This window comes from Loktanella sp. DJP18, from assembly GCF_049310965.1.
GTDB lineage: Bacteria > Pseudomonadota > Alphaproteobacteria > Rhodobacterales > Rhodobacteraceae > Loktanella.
This window is the reverse complement of sequence record NZ_JBMERN010000025.1, coordinates 39,027-54,411: the sequence shown is the minus strand read 5'-3', so window position 1 is coordinate 54,411 and position 15,385 is coordinate 39,027. Positions and strand designations below refer to the sequence as shown.

Genomic DNA, 15,385 nt, shown 5'->3' with positions numbered 1-15,385 from the left:
CTTGAAAAGAGATGCGCCGGTTCTTCCAGCGGCCTTCGGAGGTGGCATTGTCCGCGATCGGCGTCGTCTCTCCGTAGCCACGGCTGACCAGTGCATCGGGTCGCAGCCCCTTCCCGAACAGGTATTGCGTGACGGATGCCGCGCGCGCGTCGGACAGACGCAGGTTCAGGTCATCGCTGCCGACGGAATCCGTGTGGCCGCCGACCTCGACCACCATGCCGGGGCAACGCGACACGATGTCCGCCAGCGCGTCCAGCAAAGGCGCGCTCTTGTCCTCCAGCCGGGCAGAGCCGGAGGTGAAGTAGATGTTGCCGGTCCGCGACAGGATATCGAAACGGCCCTTGCAAGCCTCGGCGTCGAAATCGCCGCTGGTCTCGAGCGCGACCGCTGCGGGGGCCGGTGCGGCCGGAACGGGGGCGACACCACCGGCATTGCGGGCAAAGGTCCAGTCGAAACTGATCGTCGCCGACGGCAGGATCTTGACGCTCGCGGCCTCTTCCAGCTTGGTCAGCCCGGCGGCCAGATCGAAGTCGGCAACCGCAATGGAAATCGGCGCATCGGACGCGATCGACACGAGGTCGTCGGTCAGCAGCGTGGCGATGACCTGCGTCTCGAACGTCTTGGATACGCCATGCAGGTCCAGCGTGTAGGTGACGGGCACCTGCTTGCGCCGGACCTGCGCGAGGTCGGCCAGCAATGCGGGATCAATTCGGGTGGTGATCGTGGCTTCGGGAAAGCGGAAGGTCTCGAAGAACAGGAACCGCATGCGGACGTTGCGCAGATCGACCTTCGTATCGACGGAATCGAGCAGGACCGACACCCGCGCCGCCCCGTCCGCGCCAATGGAACCGCTCAGCGTGGCAAAAGAGCTGGATTCCACCACAGTGTCTTTCTTGACCGACTGGAACCGCAGGTTCGACATCTCGGGCTTCAGGGTCCAGCCACCGGCAAAGACGTCCTGCGCCCTGGCTGACGTTCCAAATGCCATGACGATCATCAGCGGCAGCGACAGCAGGATTTGGCCAAGGGGGCGGATGCGGAATGGCATGGCTGCTGATATCCCTGAATGCGGAGTCTTGATGTCAGAGGCGTCTGAATTGCGGGAAGGATACAACAGGATCAGTTCGCTTGGCCACTCTCTTCGCACCTATTCCCGCGGAAGATGATGCGCGTGTTCGCACGGATCGGACATCTTGATCGCGACATGCCCCGACCCGGCGTCCGGCGGGTTCGATCGTTCGATCATACCACGTCGACCACGATGATCGAAATATTGTCCGCCCCGCCACCGTCCAATGCGATGGCCATCAGCTTGTCGGCCACGACCTCGATCGGGGTGTCGCGCAGGGCATTTGCCAGGGTCTCGAAGCCCGCGTATTTCGTCAGACCGTCGCTGCACAGCAGGAACCGGTCGCCGCGATCCAGCGGGCCGCGCACCTTGTCCAGTTCCAGCGCCTCGCCGACGCCCACGGCGCGGGTGATGGCGTTGGACTGGGGATGATGCTCTGCCTCGTCCCAAGACATCTGTCCGTCCAGCACGAGGGCCGCGACGATGGAATGATCGGTTGTCAGCATCTCGATCTGACCGCCGCGCATGCGGTACAGCCGGCTGTCACCGGCCCAGAGGCAGACGAAATGCGCGTCCGATATCATCAAGGCCACGACGGTTGCGCCGATGGTGCCGCCGCCGCGTGCCGCAATCTCGCGCAGAATCGTGTCATGCGCCGCCAGGATGGACCGGCGCAGGGCCTGCATCTGTTCCGCCGGATCGCCGAGGATCGGCATCGTCGCCACGCTGTCCACGACGGTGCGGGACGCGAAATCGCCGCCCGCATGACCACCCATGCCGTCCGAGACGACCCAGACCTGCTGGTCCGGAATGGACAGGATGCTGTCTTCGTTGACCTTGCGGACCTTGCCGATATGCGTCGTCGCGGTATGTCGCAGCAGTGTCATGGTGCCAGGTCCTCTGCCTGTTGCGCCTGTCGCGTCAGCACCGACAGATCGAAAAGACCCGCCGCCTGCGCCGCCGAAGGCAGTCCGAAAAAGGTCACGGTCCGCACGCCATCCGCCAGCAGCACCGACCACAGGCTGAGTGCGCGCAACGGCGGGGCGACAGGTGTCGCCAGCACCGGCGGCGGAAGATCGGCCAACGCGGCGGCCAGATCGTCGCGGCTGACCCCGTCCCCAAGCGCCTCGAGGGCGACATCCTCGAGACGGGCAAAAAGCGCAGCATTGGCGGCGTGGGTGGCTGACGCGTCGCTGCCCGCTGGAATGAAAAGCGTCAGGGGAAACTGTCGGCCGACTTGGTCGACAGAGGGCATGATGATGCCGAGCACACCCTGCGGTCCGGCCAGACCGGGCGACAGCGTGAACCGCCAGATCGGCGCGGACAAATAGATGTCCTGCCAATCGCGGCCGCAGGCGGCGCGCCCGGCCACCAGAACCGCCTGCACCCACTGGTCCCGGGGTCCTGTAAACGCTGGCGGTGCCGCGATCCGGATGAAGTCCCCCAGCGCCGGTATCTTGCCGAAGGCTGCAAAGGGCACCACGGTCAGAACGACGTCGGACAGCTGAACTCGCTGAGCGCCTTGAGGTTGAACGGACTGATCGACGTCCCCGTCTGCATCTGGAAAATCGCGATCCGCCCGCCCAGGTTGAAGATCAGCCGCTTGCGGTCGGGTGCGTCCGTATCGCGCAAAGCCGCGACATCCATGATGCGGAACAGCGACCAGGGTCCGTTGCGCACCAGAGAGCTTTCCGAGTTGGCCTGATCGGGCAGAAAGCTGACCCGCGCGGCCCCCACCGATCCCGGCCAGGTCATCGCGACGGTGCCGGGTTCCTTCTGGGTGTGGACAAAGCCCACCGTCTGGCCGTCGATCTCCAGCACGATCCCTTCCGCATTGGGGTCCAGCGCCTCTGCGGTCAGCTGGAACGACAGGTTCAGCGCTGGCGATCCGGGAAAGAACGCCGCCCGGATCAGGGCGGCATTCTCGAACTGGGTCAGCACCGCCGGAGAGATGCCAAGCTCTGCCCCCGCGCCCGGCTTGAAGGACCAGGGCCGCTGCGACTGGTCGACGATCTGTTCCAGGTTGGCCTTGAAGAAGGCGTCGATCTGGCCGTCGGGGCGGAACAGCTCTGCAAATTCCGCGAGCCCCGCATCGGTGTTGGACCGGGGTGCGAAGGGATAGGTGTTCGTCGTGACCCGCTGGCACAGGGGCAGCACGGTCTGCTTCCAGCTTTCATCGATGCCGGCCCGCGTACCTTCGGTCGCGATCCCCTTGGTGCCCACGGTGATCTGCGAGGCCCATCGCTTGACGGGACCCTCCTCGACCCGGCCGGCCGCGGCCTGAAACCGCGGCAATGCCGTCGTCGCATCCTGCGGACTGCCGATGCCACCCGCGAAGTTCAGATTGCTCAACTCCTGATACACGTCCTTGAGGATGTCGATCAGGCCCGACAGGGGCGACGGCTGTCCCTCCGCCTCGGCCGTCAACTGGTGCAGCCAGGCGAAATGCTCGGCGACCGGCGCACCCGGCGCCACTGCGGCCTTGCCGGTGCGGGCCGCCTCGGCCTTCGTCATCGCCTCGAGGAACAGGCGGCTTTTGGGTGATAGGCGCCGCAGACCCGGTACCTGACCGGTGGCGACGGCACCGGCAACGTCGGCGACGTTGGTGCCGGGGTCCTCGGGCACCGACGTCAGGTTGGTCTCGGCAGAGACCGCCTCCAGCACGTTGGCGATGGGCGATGTCGGGCCGGACAGCACGTTGGTCACCTCGACCGCCGTGGGCAGGTCGGCCATCGGGATGATGTCGATGTCGGCCAGAAGCTGGTCGTACTGCACGATGTAGTCGTCGTAATACAGGACCAGCACGTCCCGGCTGAGGTTCAGCATCGCCGCTTCGCTCTGTTCCTGCTCGCCTGCGTCGCCCAAGACCCAGCTTTCGCTCTGGATGCGGGCAGCGACGGTCAGGGCTTCTTCCAGAAAGACGCCGTTGAACCCGGCCTTGGTATAAAGGCCGGGGATACCGTCGTTCAGCTGCTTGCCAGAGGATCGACTGAACGCCCGGGCGATGGCCGGCCCACCCACATCCGTCAGCCGGAATGCGGGCAGATCGGTGACCAGAGGCGAACTGACGATGCTGTTGTAGACCCGCTGCGCCTGCGGCATCTGGGTCAGCACGTTCTGCACCGCCGAGACAAGATCGTTGTTCAGCGCGATCGGTTGCATCGGTGCCGCCATCAGCACATCCAGGTGCTGCGCCAGATCGGCGCGCAGGGTTTCGCGGCTGGTATCGGGAAAGGCGGTGGCCCAGTCGTCGGTCATCCACTGCGTGACCATCTCGGGGTTCAGCGGACCGACCCCGCCCAGCATCAGATAGACCTTGAGCGTCTCATACAGCAGGTCTGGGTCGTTGATGCTGGCCTGCATCTGGTTTTCCAGCCTCAACAGAAGGCGCGGCAGGAAATGCGTGTTCAGGGCCGACCGGTAAGTCAGCTTTGCCTCGTTACCGATGACGCCGGACTGCGACAGACCAAAGCCGAGTGCGGCAGGCCGGATCACCGGTCCCGTGCTGGGATTATCGGGCAGGTCGCGCAGGGTGTTCAGCGCCGGGACGATGGAGATCAGGTCCGTGTCGCCCACCGGACTGGGCGGGATCAACGCGACCTCTTCGCGGTAGGTCGCAATCATCGCCGTCGTTGCTTCCAGCCGCTGCTGGTTGCCCAGATAGCTGCGCACCCACAGCGTCCCCATCGCCACCGCCACCACGACGACGCCGGCGTAGGACAGGGCCTTGGTCACGCGGTAGCGGCGTTCGACGGCATCGTCGGCGGATACGAGACCCGCCTCGCGGAAGATGACATTGTCGAAAAGCTGCGTCAGAAAGAAGGACCGCCCGGTGCCGCGGCCCGACCCGATGGCCTGCCGCCCGATGCCGAAGGTGCGCGACATGCCCAGCATCAACCGGTCAATCGGCGTGCCTTCCTGCGTACCAGAGGTGAAATAGATGCCGCGCAGCATCTGCCGATGCTCGTACTTGTTGTCCTGAAAAAGCTCTGTCAGGAACTCCCGCGCGGTCGCGCGGACCGATGCAACCTGCACGGGAAAGCCAGCGATCATGCTGCGTCGCTGGGGGTCGGCCTCTTGCTGGATGCGTTCCAGCGACTGGCTGTTCAACTGATCCAGCAGCAGGTCGAATTCCGCGTCGAAGGCCGCGATGGTCGGCGTGCGGCTGCCCTTCTTGGCCAGCGGCAGGGTAAAGCCCCAGACCTGTTCACGCTCGTCCTTGGTCATCCCGTCGAAGTATTCGCTGAAGCCCGCGATCAGGTCGGCCTTGGTGAACAGGATGTAGACTGGGAAATGCACCCCCAGCCTGTCGCGCAATTCGTGCAGGCTGAGGCAGCACTGTCCGACGCGCTCGTCACCGCGATCGGCCCGCGCGCCTTGGCGCTCGAGACGGAGGTTCTCAATCCCACGCTGTGCCAGATCGCAGAGGTGCTGCCTGCGGCCCCGCCCGCCGGTGTCGGGATCGCGCTCACGAACGGAGCCGACAACAGCCTCAGGTCCGACGGACGTTTTACCGCAGGAGAGAACCCGGTGATCGACATCACGATCCCGGCCGCCATGACGGATGGTTTCCTCTTCATCTCGGCCGTCGATGTGTCGGGGAATGTGTTCCACCTATTGCCCAACCTGATCCGTGAGGACAACAGCGTCGCCGCGTTGCGCGATGGTGCTGCGGGTGACGTTCCGGTGCGGGTTGCCTATCCGCTGGCCGAGGCCGCAGACGGCAAGAAGCTCGCCTTTACCGTCGACGACTCGACGCTTGGCCAGACGCAGATCGTCGTCATCAACGCCGACAGCCAGATGTTCGGCGGCCTGCGTCCCACAACCGAAAGCGCGGGCGGCTATGCGCAGGCGTTGCAGGAACGCTCTGGCACGGTCCGCTCGCTCGACAGCCGGACGCTGACCACCGTGTTACCCTGATCGGAAACTGAAGCGGACCTGTTACTCTTGCCGGGCGGTCGGCGGCGTCATTAGAACCAGCCCGCCGTGATCCCTGCGATCAGGAAACCCGACGACGCGATGAACGTGACCACGCCAAATGCGCCGTTCCAGATCATGCTGACGGTGACCGGGCCTCGGTTCAGGATCGCTCCCACATAGGTTGCGGTCGTCGCCAAGGGTGCCACGCAAACGGTCAGCGTCCAGCCTGTCAACAAGGCCAGAAGCGTCGCAAGGTCCGAGATCAGCGATGTGCGGGCCATGAATTCTGCCAGGATCACGACGGTGATGATCGGATGCAGTCCCAGCATCGCGAGCGCAAGCGTCGCCCAGGCCAGTGCCAGCACGAGTGCAACCGGCCCTCCGGTGTCGATAACGGCCAGCAGCAGCGGGTCCAGGGCCTGCTGGGGGACCATCGCGACCAACAGCGCGCCGATCAGGCCGGCCAGCGCAAATACGCCGACCTCATTCACATAACGCGTTGAATTAGCAATGAAGTCACCTTTCAGCCGCGTCGGTCCAGAGGGTCCAAAACGGAACAAGGCCCAGACGACCGCGTAGATCGGGACGATGGTGACCAGCACGTCTTGGAAGCGGAGCGGCAAGAGCCAGTCGCCGGCAACGACCAATGTGGCAAGCCCGATCAGATGAGCCAGCACCGCCCACAGACCCAGGGCGTCGCCGGGCGTCGGCGGCACGACTACGGGGCGCGGAAAAACCGGAAAGATCCGTCGTTCGATCACATCCATGACCGCCCCCAAGGCAAGGAAGCCAAACGAAAATCCGATGCCCCACGGGGCGACGTCCGCCCAATGCAGATCGTTCAAAATCAGAAGCAGCGTGTTCAGTGCAATGCCGAACGGTGACCAGAAGGCGATGGTAGAGAACCCTCGCACGATGGCTGTGACGATGCGCCGTTCGCGGATGTCGTGGACGGCAGAGCTGACCGCATGTGTCGTTTCCAGCCTGCGCTGCCCGGCCAGTGTCATCTCGATCAACAGGCCAAGCCCGCCCAGGTTCAACAGCACGCCAAACAGGTTCCCCCCGACCCCGAGCGAGACATAGCGCCGCGACGGCGGCTGATTGGCAAGACATGCACCTGCGGCCGCGAAAGCCGGATCGCGCTGGGCCACCAATCGCAGAAAGATCAGCGCGACGAGGATCGAGGTCAGGAACGACACCCGGCCGGCGGCCACGGACAGCTCGGCCAAGCCGATGGTTCCGCCGACCCAGCCCGCCACGGCTATCAACACCGACGCTGTCGCGAACAGCTGCACGATCCGCGTTGCGCGGCGCAGGTTCACGGCGATGAAGGACAGGATCAGCGCAGCGCTCAGGTCCGCGAACATGTCCCCGCTGCCCAGGATCGCGGCGATGTAGGCGGCAAAGCCAGCTGCAAGCAATGCCGCACTCAGGGTTTTCCGGGTGCCGTGACAGTCCGCATGTGCCGTGTCATCCGTGGTCTGTGCCATATGTCAGGTCATCTGCCTGTGGTGACCAAAGGGCATGGCCAATCCAGGTGCAGCCATCATGTCCTGCTGTGGGTCAATCCTCACGCGACGCCCGCAGGCCGTGCTGCGCGAAGAGTGGCACATAAGCGCCCAGTTTGGCAGCCTTTTCCGGGTTGGAGGCGTTGCCTTCCAGCCCCCGTTTCTTGACCCCTTGCAGGATCGCGCCCATCCGGAAAAAGCAGAACGCAATGTAGAATCCGAAACCATCGATCCGCGCAATCCCCATCCGACGGCAATAGGCCGCCACGAAATCCGCGTCCGACGGCAGACCCAGTGCCGCGCGGTCCACCCCGGCCAGCCCGCGCCCATCTGCGCCCGGCGGCATCCGCCACTGCATGATGACGGCCGCGAGGTCGGCAAAAGGATGTCCGAGCGTCGAAAGCTCCCAGTCCAGCACCGCAACGACATCCGTGCCGTTGGGCGCGAACAGCAGGTTGTCGATGCGGTAGTCTCCGTGGACCAGCGTGCGGCGGCCATCGTCGGGCGGCGTGTTTGCGTGCAACCATGCGATCAGGTTCTCCATCTCGGGGATGTCCTCGGTCGCCGTGGCGCGGTACTGCTTGACCCAGCGGCCGATCTGACGGCCGTAATAATCGCCACCGGGGCCGTAGTCGGACAGGCCGACAGTCACCGGATCGACGGCGTGGATCGCCGCCAGCGTGGCATTCATCGCGTCCATGATCGCGGCACGCGCATTTGGTGACTGATCCGGCAACCGGGGGTCGTCAAAGCTGCGGCCAGCGACATGATCCATCAGGTAGAACGGCGCACCGATGACGCTGGCATCCTCGCACAACAGATGCATTTTCGGGACCGGCACGGCGGTGTCCCACAGGGCGGTCTGCACGGCGAACTCCCGTTCGACCGCATGGGCGGATTTCAACAGGACCCCGCCGGGTTTGCGGCGCAGGACATAGGACCCCGTGTCGGTGTCCAGCCGAAACGTCGGATTCGACTGACCCACGGCAAACCGATGGACCTGTACCTTGCCTTCAAGCCCGGGCAGGCGCCCGTCGACCCACCGGGCGACGGCCGTCACATCAAGATCATCAGTCATCCGGCAATATGCCTTTCATGAAGTGCAGGTGAATCCAGGTGGCGACCACGGCGGGCCGATCAAGCCCCTTGATCTCGACGGTGACCTCCCACATCAGCCTGACCTGACCGGGCGTCGCATCGTCCATGGCCATCAATCGCAGCACAGCCCGCAGGTCGCTGTCGACGGGCACCGGAGCCACGAAACGCACACGGTCGAACCCGTAATTCACGCTGTAGCGCACCTTTGCCAGCGGCGGCAGCGCCTCGTCGGTCATCCGGCCCAGCAACGACAGCGTCAGAAAGCCGTGCGCGACCGTCGTGCCAAGGGGGCCCGCCGCGGCGCGCACCGGGTCGACGTGAATGAACTGATGGTCCCCGGTCAGGTCGGCAAAGGCGTCGATCATCACTTGATCGACACGGTGCCAATCCGATGTTCCCACGCTCTGCCCGACGGACAATCGCAGCGCCTCTTCCGTCAGTACGGGCCTTTGCATCGCGCTGTCCTCGTGTCGCCTATCGGTCAGTCTATGGTCTTGGTGCGCGGGGGCAAGGTCTGGACCGTGTTGTTTCCGCACCTTGCGCCAGATAAGAGCGGGCGGAACAGCCACGCGAGGACCCCCATGAGCAAAAGTGAAATCGGCCTTCTGGGTCTGGGCACGATGGGGGCCGCACTGGCGTCGAACATCGCCGACAACGGCTTTGACATCGCCGTCTTCAACCGCACGACGCAGGTGACGCGGGATTTCAAGGCCGCGGCCGGTGCCCTGTCGAACCGCATCACCGCGACAGAGACGCTGGCCGATTTCGTCGCCAGCCTGGCGTCGCCGCGGGCAATCATCCTGATGGTGCCTGCAGGCGATCCGGTGGACAGTCAGATCGCGGCACTGCGCCCGCTGCTGGACGACGACGACCTGATCATCGACGCAGGCAATGCCAATTTTCACGACACCAACCGCCGCGCGTCCGAGGCCGGGGACAAGCCGTTTCTGGGAATCGGCGTGTCCGGCGGAGAGGAAGGCGCGCGGTTCGGCCCGTCGATCATGGGCGGTGGCAAGAAGCAGTCCTGGGACCGCGTCGCCCACGTCCTGACCGCCATTGCCGCCAAGCATGACGACACCGCTTGCGCCACATGGATGGGCGAAGCCGGGGCCGGGCACTTCGTCAAGGCCGTCCACAACGGCATCGAATACGCAGACATGCAGATGATCGCCGAGGTCTATGGCATCCTGCGCGATGGCATGGGTCTGGACAATGCTGCCATCGCAAAGGTTTTCGACCGCTGGAACGCCGGCGCGCTGTCGTCCTACCTGATCGGTATTTCGGCCCGCGTCGCCGAGGCCCGGGATTCGGACACCGGCAACCCGGTGCTCGACATCATCGTGGACGCCGCAGGCCAGAAAGGCACCGGTCGCTGGACGGCAATCGAGGCGCAGCACCTCGGCGCGCCGGTCCCCGCGATCGAGGCTGCCGTGGCCGCCCGCAACCTGTCCGCCGCGCGCGACCTGCGCCGGATCGGAGAGGACATGTTCGGGGCGGCCCCTCGGGCATTGGACGGCGCACTGACGATCGATCAACTGGAACAGGCCCTGATCGCGGGCAAGATCATCTGCTATGCACAGGGGTTCCAGATGATCTCTGCGGCCTCTGACCAGTTTGGCTGGGACTTGCCGCTGCCAGAGATTGCCAAGGTCTGGCGCGCGGGCTGCATCATCCGGTCCGTCATGCTGGACGACATGGCCACGGCGCTGACCGATGCGCCCGACAAGAACCTGATGTTTTCCAGTATATTCGCGGACGCCCTTAAAGCGAATCACGAGGCGATGCGGCAGGTCGTGGCGCAGGCGGCCATGCACGGCCTTGCGGTCCCTGCGCTGTCGTCGGGGCTGGCCTATTTCGACTCGATGCGCACCCATCGCGGCACGGCGAACATGCTGCAAGGCCAGCGCGACTACTTCGGTCGGCACGGGTTCGAGCGGCTGGATCGCGAAGGTCGCGGCTTTCACGGGCCCTGGGCCGACTGAACCGGCGGCCGCCTAGAGTTTCACGATCAAGCCGGGCGGCGTGGCGCACAACCGCTCCGCCCCGGTTTCGGTGATGAGCATCGGTTCAGTGATCTCGATCCCGCCGTCGTCAAGCCAGAGCGCCGGCATGAAATGGAACGTCATGCCTGCCTGCAACGGCGTCTGATCCCCGGCCCGCAGCGACATCGTGCGTTCGCCCCAGTCGGGCGGATATGACATCCCGATGGAGTATCCGACACGGCTGTCCTTGTGGAACCCGTGGCTGGCCAACGTGCCGTTGAACACCCGTGCCAGATCTTCGCAGCGCACGCCGGGTTGCGCCATGTCGAGGACGGCCCCGGTCGCCACATCGACGGCTTCTGCTGCGCGCAAATATGTGTCGGGTACGGCACCCAGAAACAGCGTGCGCGACTGCGGGCACTGGTAGCGGCGGTAAGCCCCTGCAATCTCGAAGAACGTGGGCACACCGCGCGTCAATGGGCTGTCGTCCCAGGTCAGGTGCGGTGCCGTCGCGTCGCGCCCCGAGGGGGCCATCGGCACGATCGCCGGGTAGTCGCCCCAGTGGCCGTCCGCCCCTTCGATCCCCGTGGCCATGATCTGCGCGACGAGGTCGTTCTTGCGCATGCCCTCTGTCGCGACGCTGGCGATATGGGCGTGCATCCGCGTCACGATGGCCCCGGCGCGGCGCAGATATGTGATTTCCGTCTCGGACTTCACCGCGCGACACCAGTTCACGAGACCCGTCGCCTCGATCAGCGAGGCCTGTGGCAGTCCTGTCAACAACGTCTCATAAGCGGCTGCGGTGAAATAGTAGTTGTCCTTCTCGATGCCCAGCCTCCCGGTGTCCCAGCCGCAGGCCCGGATCAGGCTGCACAGGTCCAGCATCGGGTGCTTGACGGGGTTCTGCACAAAGCTGTCGTCGTAGCCATGGATGTGGTCGTCCGGCATCCAGACCGTGCGCAGGGCCCCGGCGGCGTCCATCGTGCGGCCCCACCACCGCGGCGGGCCGTCGCGGCCGACCAGCACACCTTGATGCACGTAGAACGACCAGCCGTCGTACCCGGTCAGCCAGCCCATGTTGCTGGGGTCGGTGATGAACAGCGCGTTCACGCCCGCATGATCCATCGCAGCCCGCACACGGATCAGACGCGCGTCGTATTCCGCTTGGGTAAAGGCAGGATTCGGGTGAGTCATGGCCGGAATATGCGCCCAGGCCGCGACCTCTGGCAAACGTTATCCCAGCGCGTATCCCGCGCCACGCACGGTGCGCACCGGATCGGCTCCGCCCGTCGCGGTCAGGGCCTTGCGCAGGCGCCCGACATGGACATCGACGGTGCGCGTATCGACATAGACATCGCGGCCCCAGACCCGGTCCAGCAGCTGATCCCGTGACCAGACGCGGCCCGGCTTTTCCATGAAGGTCGACAGCAGACGGAATTCCGTCGGGCCAAGCTTCAGGGAATTGCCGTCGCGGCTGACACGGTGGGTCTCTGCATCCAGCAGGATGTCGTCATAGGACAGCACCTGCCCCACCGTCGCCGGTCGCACGCGGCGCAACTGGCTGCGCACGCGGGCCATCAGTTCGGTCACCGAATAGGGCTTGGTCACGTAATCGTCGGCGCCGGTTTCGAGTCCGCGCACCTTGTCCACCTCTTCGCTGCGCGCGGACAGCATGATGATCGCGATGCCGCGCGTGGCCGGGTCCATCTTCAGCCTGCGGCACACCTCGATACCCGTCACGCGCGGCAGCATCCAGTCCAGCACCATGACGTCCGGCGCGTCTTCGGCCACCATCAGAAGCCCTTCTTCGCCGTCCTCGGCACGGGTCACGCGAAAGCCTTCGGCCTCGAGGTTGTAGGCCAGCACCTCGCGCTGCGCCTCTTCATCCTCGACGATCAGGACATGGGGCTGGCTGGCCATCACTTACTCCGGCTGCTTCATGTAAGAGGTGCTGTCACTTTTCGGACGCGCGTCCTCCGGCATCTCGCCGGTGATGAGGTAGATCACCTGTTCGGCCATGTTTGTCGTGAGGTCACCCATGCGTTCGATGTTCTTGGCCATGAAATGCAGGTGCATGCAGGCGGTGATGTTGCGCGGGTCTTCCATCATGAAGGTCAGGAATTCGCGGAACAGGGCGTTGTACATCTGGTCGACGTCCTGATCGTGCTGGCGCACGTCCTCGGCCAGTTGCGCGTCGCCCTTGATGTAGGCGTCCAGCGTGTCCTTCAACATGCCCTGCACTTCACGCGCCATGCGGCGCAGCGACGATTCCGCCCCCGCGATGGGCGACATGTCGACAAGGACAGAGGTGCGCTTTGCCATGTTCTTGGCATAGTCGCCGATCCGTTCCAGCGCCGCCGCCAACCGCAGAACGGTCAGAACCGACCGCAGATCCTTGCTGACGGGGGCGCGCAGGGCGATGGTACGGGCTGCCGCCTCGCTGATCTCCATCTCCAGCGCGTCGATCGCCTTGTCGCCCTTGCGGACCTTCTCGGCCAGTTCGACGTCACGGGTCGCCAGGCTTTCGGCGGCTTGCATGATCGCGTCCTCGACCAGCCCGCCCATTTTCATGATGAGGGTCGTGATCGCGTCGAGGTCGCGGTCATAGGCTGATGAGATGTGTTGCTCTTTCACGGTTGCCATTCCTTATCCGATCCGGCCAGAGATGTAGCTTTCGGTGCGCGGGTCTTCGGGGTTGGTGAAGATCTTGTCGGTCTCGCCGTATTCCACCATGTTGCCGAGGTGAAAGAAGGCCGTCCGCTGACTGACGCGGGCCGCCTGCTGCATCGAGTGGGTGACGATGACGACCGAATAGCTTTGCCGCAATTCGTCGATCAGTTCCTCGACCTGCGCGGTGGCGATGGGGTCAAGCGCCGAGCATGGTTCGTCCATCAACAGCACTTCGGGTTCCGTCGCCACGGCACGGGCGATGCACAGGCGCTGCTGCTGGCCGCCGGACAGGCCGGTGCCGGGCTCATGCAGGCGATCCTTCACCTCTTCCCAGATGGCGCCGCGTCGCAGGGCGCGTTCGACGATCTCGTCCATGTCGGCCTTGTTGCGGGCCAGACCGTGGATCTTGGGACCGTACGCGACGTTGTCATAGATCGACTTGGGGAACGGGTTCGGTTTCTGAAAGACCATGCCGACCTTGGCGCGCAGTTGCACCGGATCGACACGGGGATCGGTGATGTCGTCGCCGTCGATCAGGATGTTGCCGCTGACGCGGGCGATGTCGATGGTGTCGTTCATCCGGTTGATGCAGCGCAGGAAAGTGGACTTGCCACACCCCGACGGACCGATGAAGGCGGTGACCGTCTTGTCGCCGATCTCCACGTTCACGTCCTTGATGGCGTGCTTCTCGCCGTAGTAGACGTTGACGTTGCGCGCCGAGATCTTGACGTCCTGCTGCGTGCTCATCGCCCTGTCCATATGATACATGTCTTCCATTGTCTGTCTCCTACCCGCGGGGCGCGCAGTGGCGGCGCAGGACGTTGGCGGCGGTATCCGTGAACGGCAGGACCGCAGGTGGCGGCATGATAGCAGTCCGCGCCTCTGCGAAAAAGGCCAGGCAGTTCGGTCGGGTCCAGATGCAGGTGGCGGGTGTCATAGACGACATTTCGGCTCCGGTCAGGCTTCAACGTGCCAGAATGCAGATTGTCGGCCCGCCTCGGGCCAGACCGTTGCCGCCCGTCTAGTGTTGCGTCACTACGTTTTTGTGACAGTCGTGTAAAAGTTATATGACAACGCCCAATTGGATCATGCCAAAGGCAGCACGACGGAACAGGTCGTGCCCTGCCCGATGGTGCTTTCGATCAACAACCGCCCGCGATGGCGACTTACGATATGCTTGACGATGGCAAGGCCAAGACCCGTCCCCCCCAGCGCCCGGCTGCGGTGGGTGTCAACGCGGTAGAACCGCTCCGTCAGGCGCGGAATGTGATGCTGCGCGATGCCCGGTCCGCGATCCTGCACATGCAGGGTCACGCCGTCGGCGCGCAACCCTCTGTGATACATTGCGGAATCGACTCGGATGATCAGCGCGCCACCACTGGCCCCGTATTTGATCGCATTCTCGATCAGGTTGCCGATCACCTGCCGCAATTGGTTCGCATCGCCACGCACCATGGCACCGGCGCTGTCGTCGTTCAGCGCGACCGTGACGCCAGAGGCCGCGATGACCGGTTCGAGGTCGGCGAGTGTCGCCACCACAAGTTCGCCAAGGGCGATGGTCTGGACAGGGCGCATCCGCTCGCCCTCCTCCACCCGGCTCAGCGACAGCAGATCGTCGACAAGCTGGGTCATGCGCGCCGTCTCGCGCTCCATGATCCCGAGAAATCTTTCGCGGGCGACAGCGTCGTTGCGGGCGGCCCCGCGCAGCGTTTCGATGAATCCTTGCAGGGCTGTCAGCGGCGTCCGCAGTTCGTGACTGACATTGGCGACGAAATCGCGACGAAACTGACCCACCTCCTCGGCGGCGGTGCGATCCTCGAAGGTCAGAACCATGCGGCGGCCTTCGGGGATCACATGCACGTCCCAGGTTGTGTCACGCGCGCCGTCGCGACCCAGCCAGCGCGTCAGGCCGGGTTGCCCGGTCTTCATCGCGGCCTCGATCGCCTCGAGCGTGATCGGCTGGCGTAGCGCGTTGATGTAGTGCCGCCCCCGCACGTGATCCCCAAGCACCGCCGCAAGCGATGGGCTGAGCGCTGCAACGATCTGGCGGTCGTCAATCAGCATGACCGGAAACGGCAGGGCTGCGATGGGGATGGCGGTGGGATCGGTCGGCACGTCCAGGTCCCCATGATGATCGG

14 protein-coding genes are annotated in these 15,385 nt (G+C 64.7%); 2 read left to right on the top strand and 12 right to left on the bottom strand.

Features of this window, described 5'->3' with window-relative positions:
* The 4 genes from ACOI1H_RS09895 to tssM all read right to left on the bottom strand — a co-directional run.
* A partial coding sequence (locus ACOI1H_RS09895) for an OmpA family protein (protein ID WP_422437065.1) occupies positions 1-1,048 on the bottom strand: 1,048 nt, incomplete at its 3' end.
* Positions 1,049-1,242: 194 nt separating this feature from the next.
* The gene (locus ACOI1H_RS09890; protein WP_422437064.1) at positions 1,243-1,956 is read right to left on the bottom strand and encodes a PP2C family protein-serine/threonine phosphatase; all 714 of its coding nucleotides are present in this window, start codon (positions 1,954-1,956) and stop codon (positions 1,243-1,245) included.
* Complete coding sequence (tagF, locus tag ACOI1H_RS09885; RefSeq protein ID WP_422437063.1) at positions 1,953-2,552, bottom strand: type VI secretion system-associated protein TagF; 600 nt, start codon at positions 2,550-2,552, stop codon at positions 1,953-1,955. Before tagF ends, ACOI1H_RS09890 begins: the two co-directional genes overlap by 4 nt.
* Before the next feature lie 2 nt (positions 2,553-2,554).
* The gene (gene tssM / locus ACOI1H_RS09880; RefSeq protein WP_422437061.1) at positions 2,555-5,368 is read right to left on the bottom strand and encodes a type VI secretion system membrane subunit TssM; all 2,814 of its coding nucleotides are present in this window, start codon (positions 5,366-5,368) and stop codon (positions 2,555-2,557) included.
* Between tssM and ACOI1H_RS09875 the strand changes: the two genes are divergently transcribed.
* Entirely contained in the window at positions 5,363-5,989 is a 627-nt protein-coding gene (locus ACOI1H_RS09875; RefSeq protein WP_422437059.1) for a hypothetical protein, read from the top strand. The genes tssM and ACOI1H_RS09875 overlap by 6 nt on opposite strands.
* A 50-nt stretch (positions 5,990-6,039) precedes the next feature.
* Here the strand turns inward: ACOI1H_RS09875 and ACOI1H_RS09870 are convergent, their stop codons facing one another.
* The 3 genes from ACOI1H_RS09870 to ACOI1H_RS09860 form a co-directional block, all read right to left on the bottom strand.
* A complete protein-coding gene (locus ACOI1H_RS09870) occupies positions 6,040-7,479 on the bottom strand; it encodes a hypothetical protein (protein ID WP_422437058.1) in 1,440 nt (479 codons plus the stop codon).
* Positions 7,480-7,552: 73 nt separating this feature from the next.
* The gene (locus ACOI1H_RS09865; protein WP_422437057.1) at positions 7,553-8,575 is read right to left on the bottom strand and encodes a phosphotransferase family protein; all 1,023 of its coding nucleotides are present in this window, start codon (positions 8,573-8,575) and stop codon (positions 7,553-7,555) included.
* Entirely contained in the window at positions 8,568-9,050 is a 483-nt protein-coding gene (locus ACOI1H_RS09860; protein WP_422437056.1) for a MaoC family dehydratase, read from the bottom strand. The genes ACOI1H_RS09865 and ACOI1H_RS09860 overlap by 8 nt, the downstream gene beginning before the upstream one ends.
* 126 nt (positions 9,051-9,176) lie before the next feature.
* Here ACOI1H_RS09860 and gndA point away from each other — a divergent pair, with 126 nt between their 5' ends.
* Entirely contained in the window at positions 9,177-10,577 is a 1,401-nt protein-coding gene (gene gndA, locus ACOI1H_RS09855; RefSeq protein ID WP_422437055.1) for an NADP-dependent phosphogluconate dehydrogenase, read from the top strand.
* Between the two features lie 12 nt (positions 10,578-10,589).
* Here the strand turns inward: gndA and ACOI1H_RS09850 are convergent, their stop codons facing one another.
* The 5 genes from ACOI1H_RS09850 to ACOI1H_RS09830 form a co-directional block, all read right to left on the bottom strand.
* Positions 10,590-11,771 (bottom strand): M24 family metallopeptidase, encoded by a 1,182-nt coding sequence (locus ACOI1H_RS09850; RefSeq protein WP_422437053.1) that lies wholly within the window; start codon positions 11,769-11,771, stop codon positions 10,590-10,592.
* 39 nt (positions 11,772-11,810) lie between these two features.
* Positions 11,811-12,497, bottom strand: coding sequence for a phosphate regulon transcriptional regulator PhoB (phoB, locus tag ACOI1H_RS09845; RefSeq protein WP_422437051.1), 687 nt, complete (start codon positions 12,495-12,497; stop codon positions 11,811-11,813).
* A gap of 3 nt (positions 12,498-12,500) precedes the next feature.
* Positions 12,501-13,220 carry a phosphate signaling complex protein PhoU gene (phoU, locus tag ACOI1H_RS09840; RefSeq protein ID WP_422437049.1) on the bottom strand — a complete coding sequence of 240 codons (720 nt, stop codon included), beginning with the start codon at positions 13,218-13,220 and terminating at the stop codon, positions 12,501-12,503.
* A gap of 3 nt (positions 13,221-13,223) precedes the next feature.
* Complete coding sequence (pstB, locus tag ACOI1H_RS09835) at positions 13,224-14,024, bottom strand: phosphate ABC transporter ATP-binding protein PstB (protein ID WP_422437047.1); 801 nt, start codon at positions 14,022-14,024, stop codon at positions 13,224-13,226.
* 309 nt (positions 14,025-14,333) lie between these two features.
* Positions 14,334-15,362 carry a sensor histidine kinase gene (locus tag ACOI1H_RS09830; RefSeq protein WP_422437046.1) on the bottom strand — a complete coding sequence of 343 codons (1,029 nt, stop codon included), beginning with the start codon at positions 15,360-15,362 and terminating at the stop codon, positions 14,334-14,336.
* Positions 15,363-15,385: the final 23 nt, after the last annotated feature.

Excerpts from the sequence above, each read along its gene's own strand:
- phoB (WP_422437051.1), bottom strand. The coding sequence starts at position 12,497 with ATGGCCAGCCAGCCCCATGTCCTGATCGTCGAGGATGAAGAGGCGCAG.
- ACOI1H_RS09860 (WP_422437056.1), bottom strand. The coding sequence starts at position 9,050 with ATGCAAAGGCCCGTACTGACGGAAGAGGCGCTGCGATTGTCCGTCGGG.
- pstB (WP_422437047.1), bottom strand. The coding sequence starts at position 14,024 with ATGGAAGACATGTATCATATGGACAGGGCGATGAGCACGCAGCAGGAC.
- ACOI1H_RS09875 (WP_422437059.1), top strand. The coding sequence starts at position 5,363 with ATGCACCCCCAGCCTGTCGCGCAATTCGTGCAGGCTGAGGCAGCACTG.
- ACOI1H_RS09865 (WP_422437057.1), bottom strand. The coding sequence starts at position 8,575 with ATGACTGATGATCTTGATGTGACGGCCGTCGCCCGGTGGGTCGACGGG.
- ACOI1H_RS09890 (WP_422437064.1), bottom strand. The coding sequence starts at position 1,956 with ATGACACTGCTGCGACATACCGCGACGACGCATATCGGCAAGGTCCGC.
- ACOI1H_RS09870 (WP_422437058.1), bottom strand. The coding sequence starts at position 7,479 with ATGGCACAGACCACGGATGACACGGCACATGCGGACTGTCACGGCACC.
- phoU (WP_422437049.1), bottom strand. The coding sequence starts at position 13,220 with ATGGCAACCGTGAAAGAGCAACACATCTCATCAGCCTATGACCGCGAC.
- gndA (WP_422437055.1), top strand. The coding sequence starts at position 9,177 with ATGAGCAAAAGTGAAATCGGCCTTCTGGGTCTGGGCACGATGGGGGCC.
- ACOI1H_RS09850 (WP_422437053.1), bottom strand. The coding sequence starts at position 11,771 with ATGACTCACCCGAATCCTGCCTTTACCCAAGCGGAATACGACGCGCGT.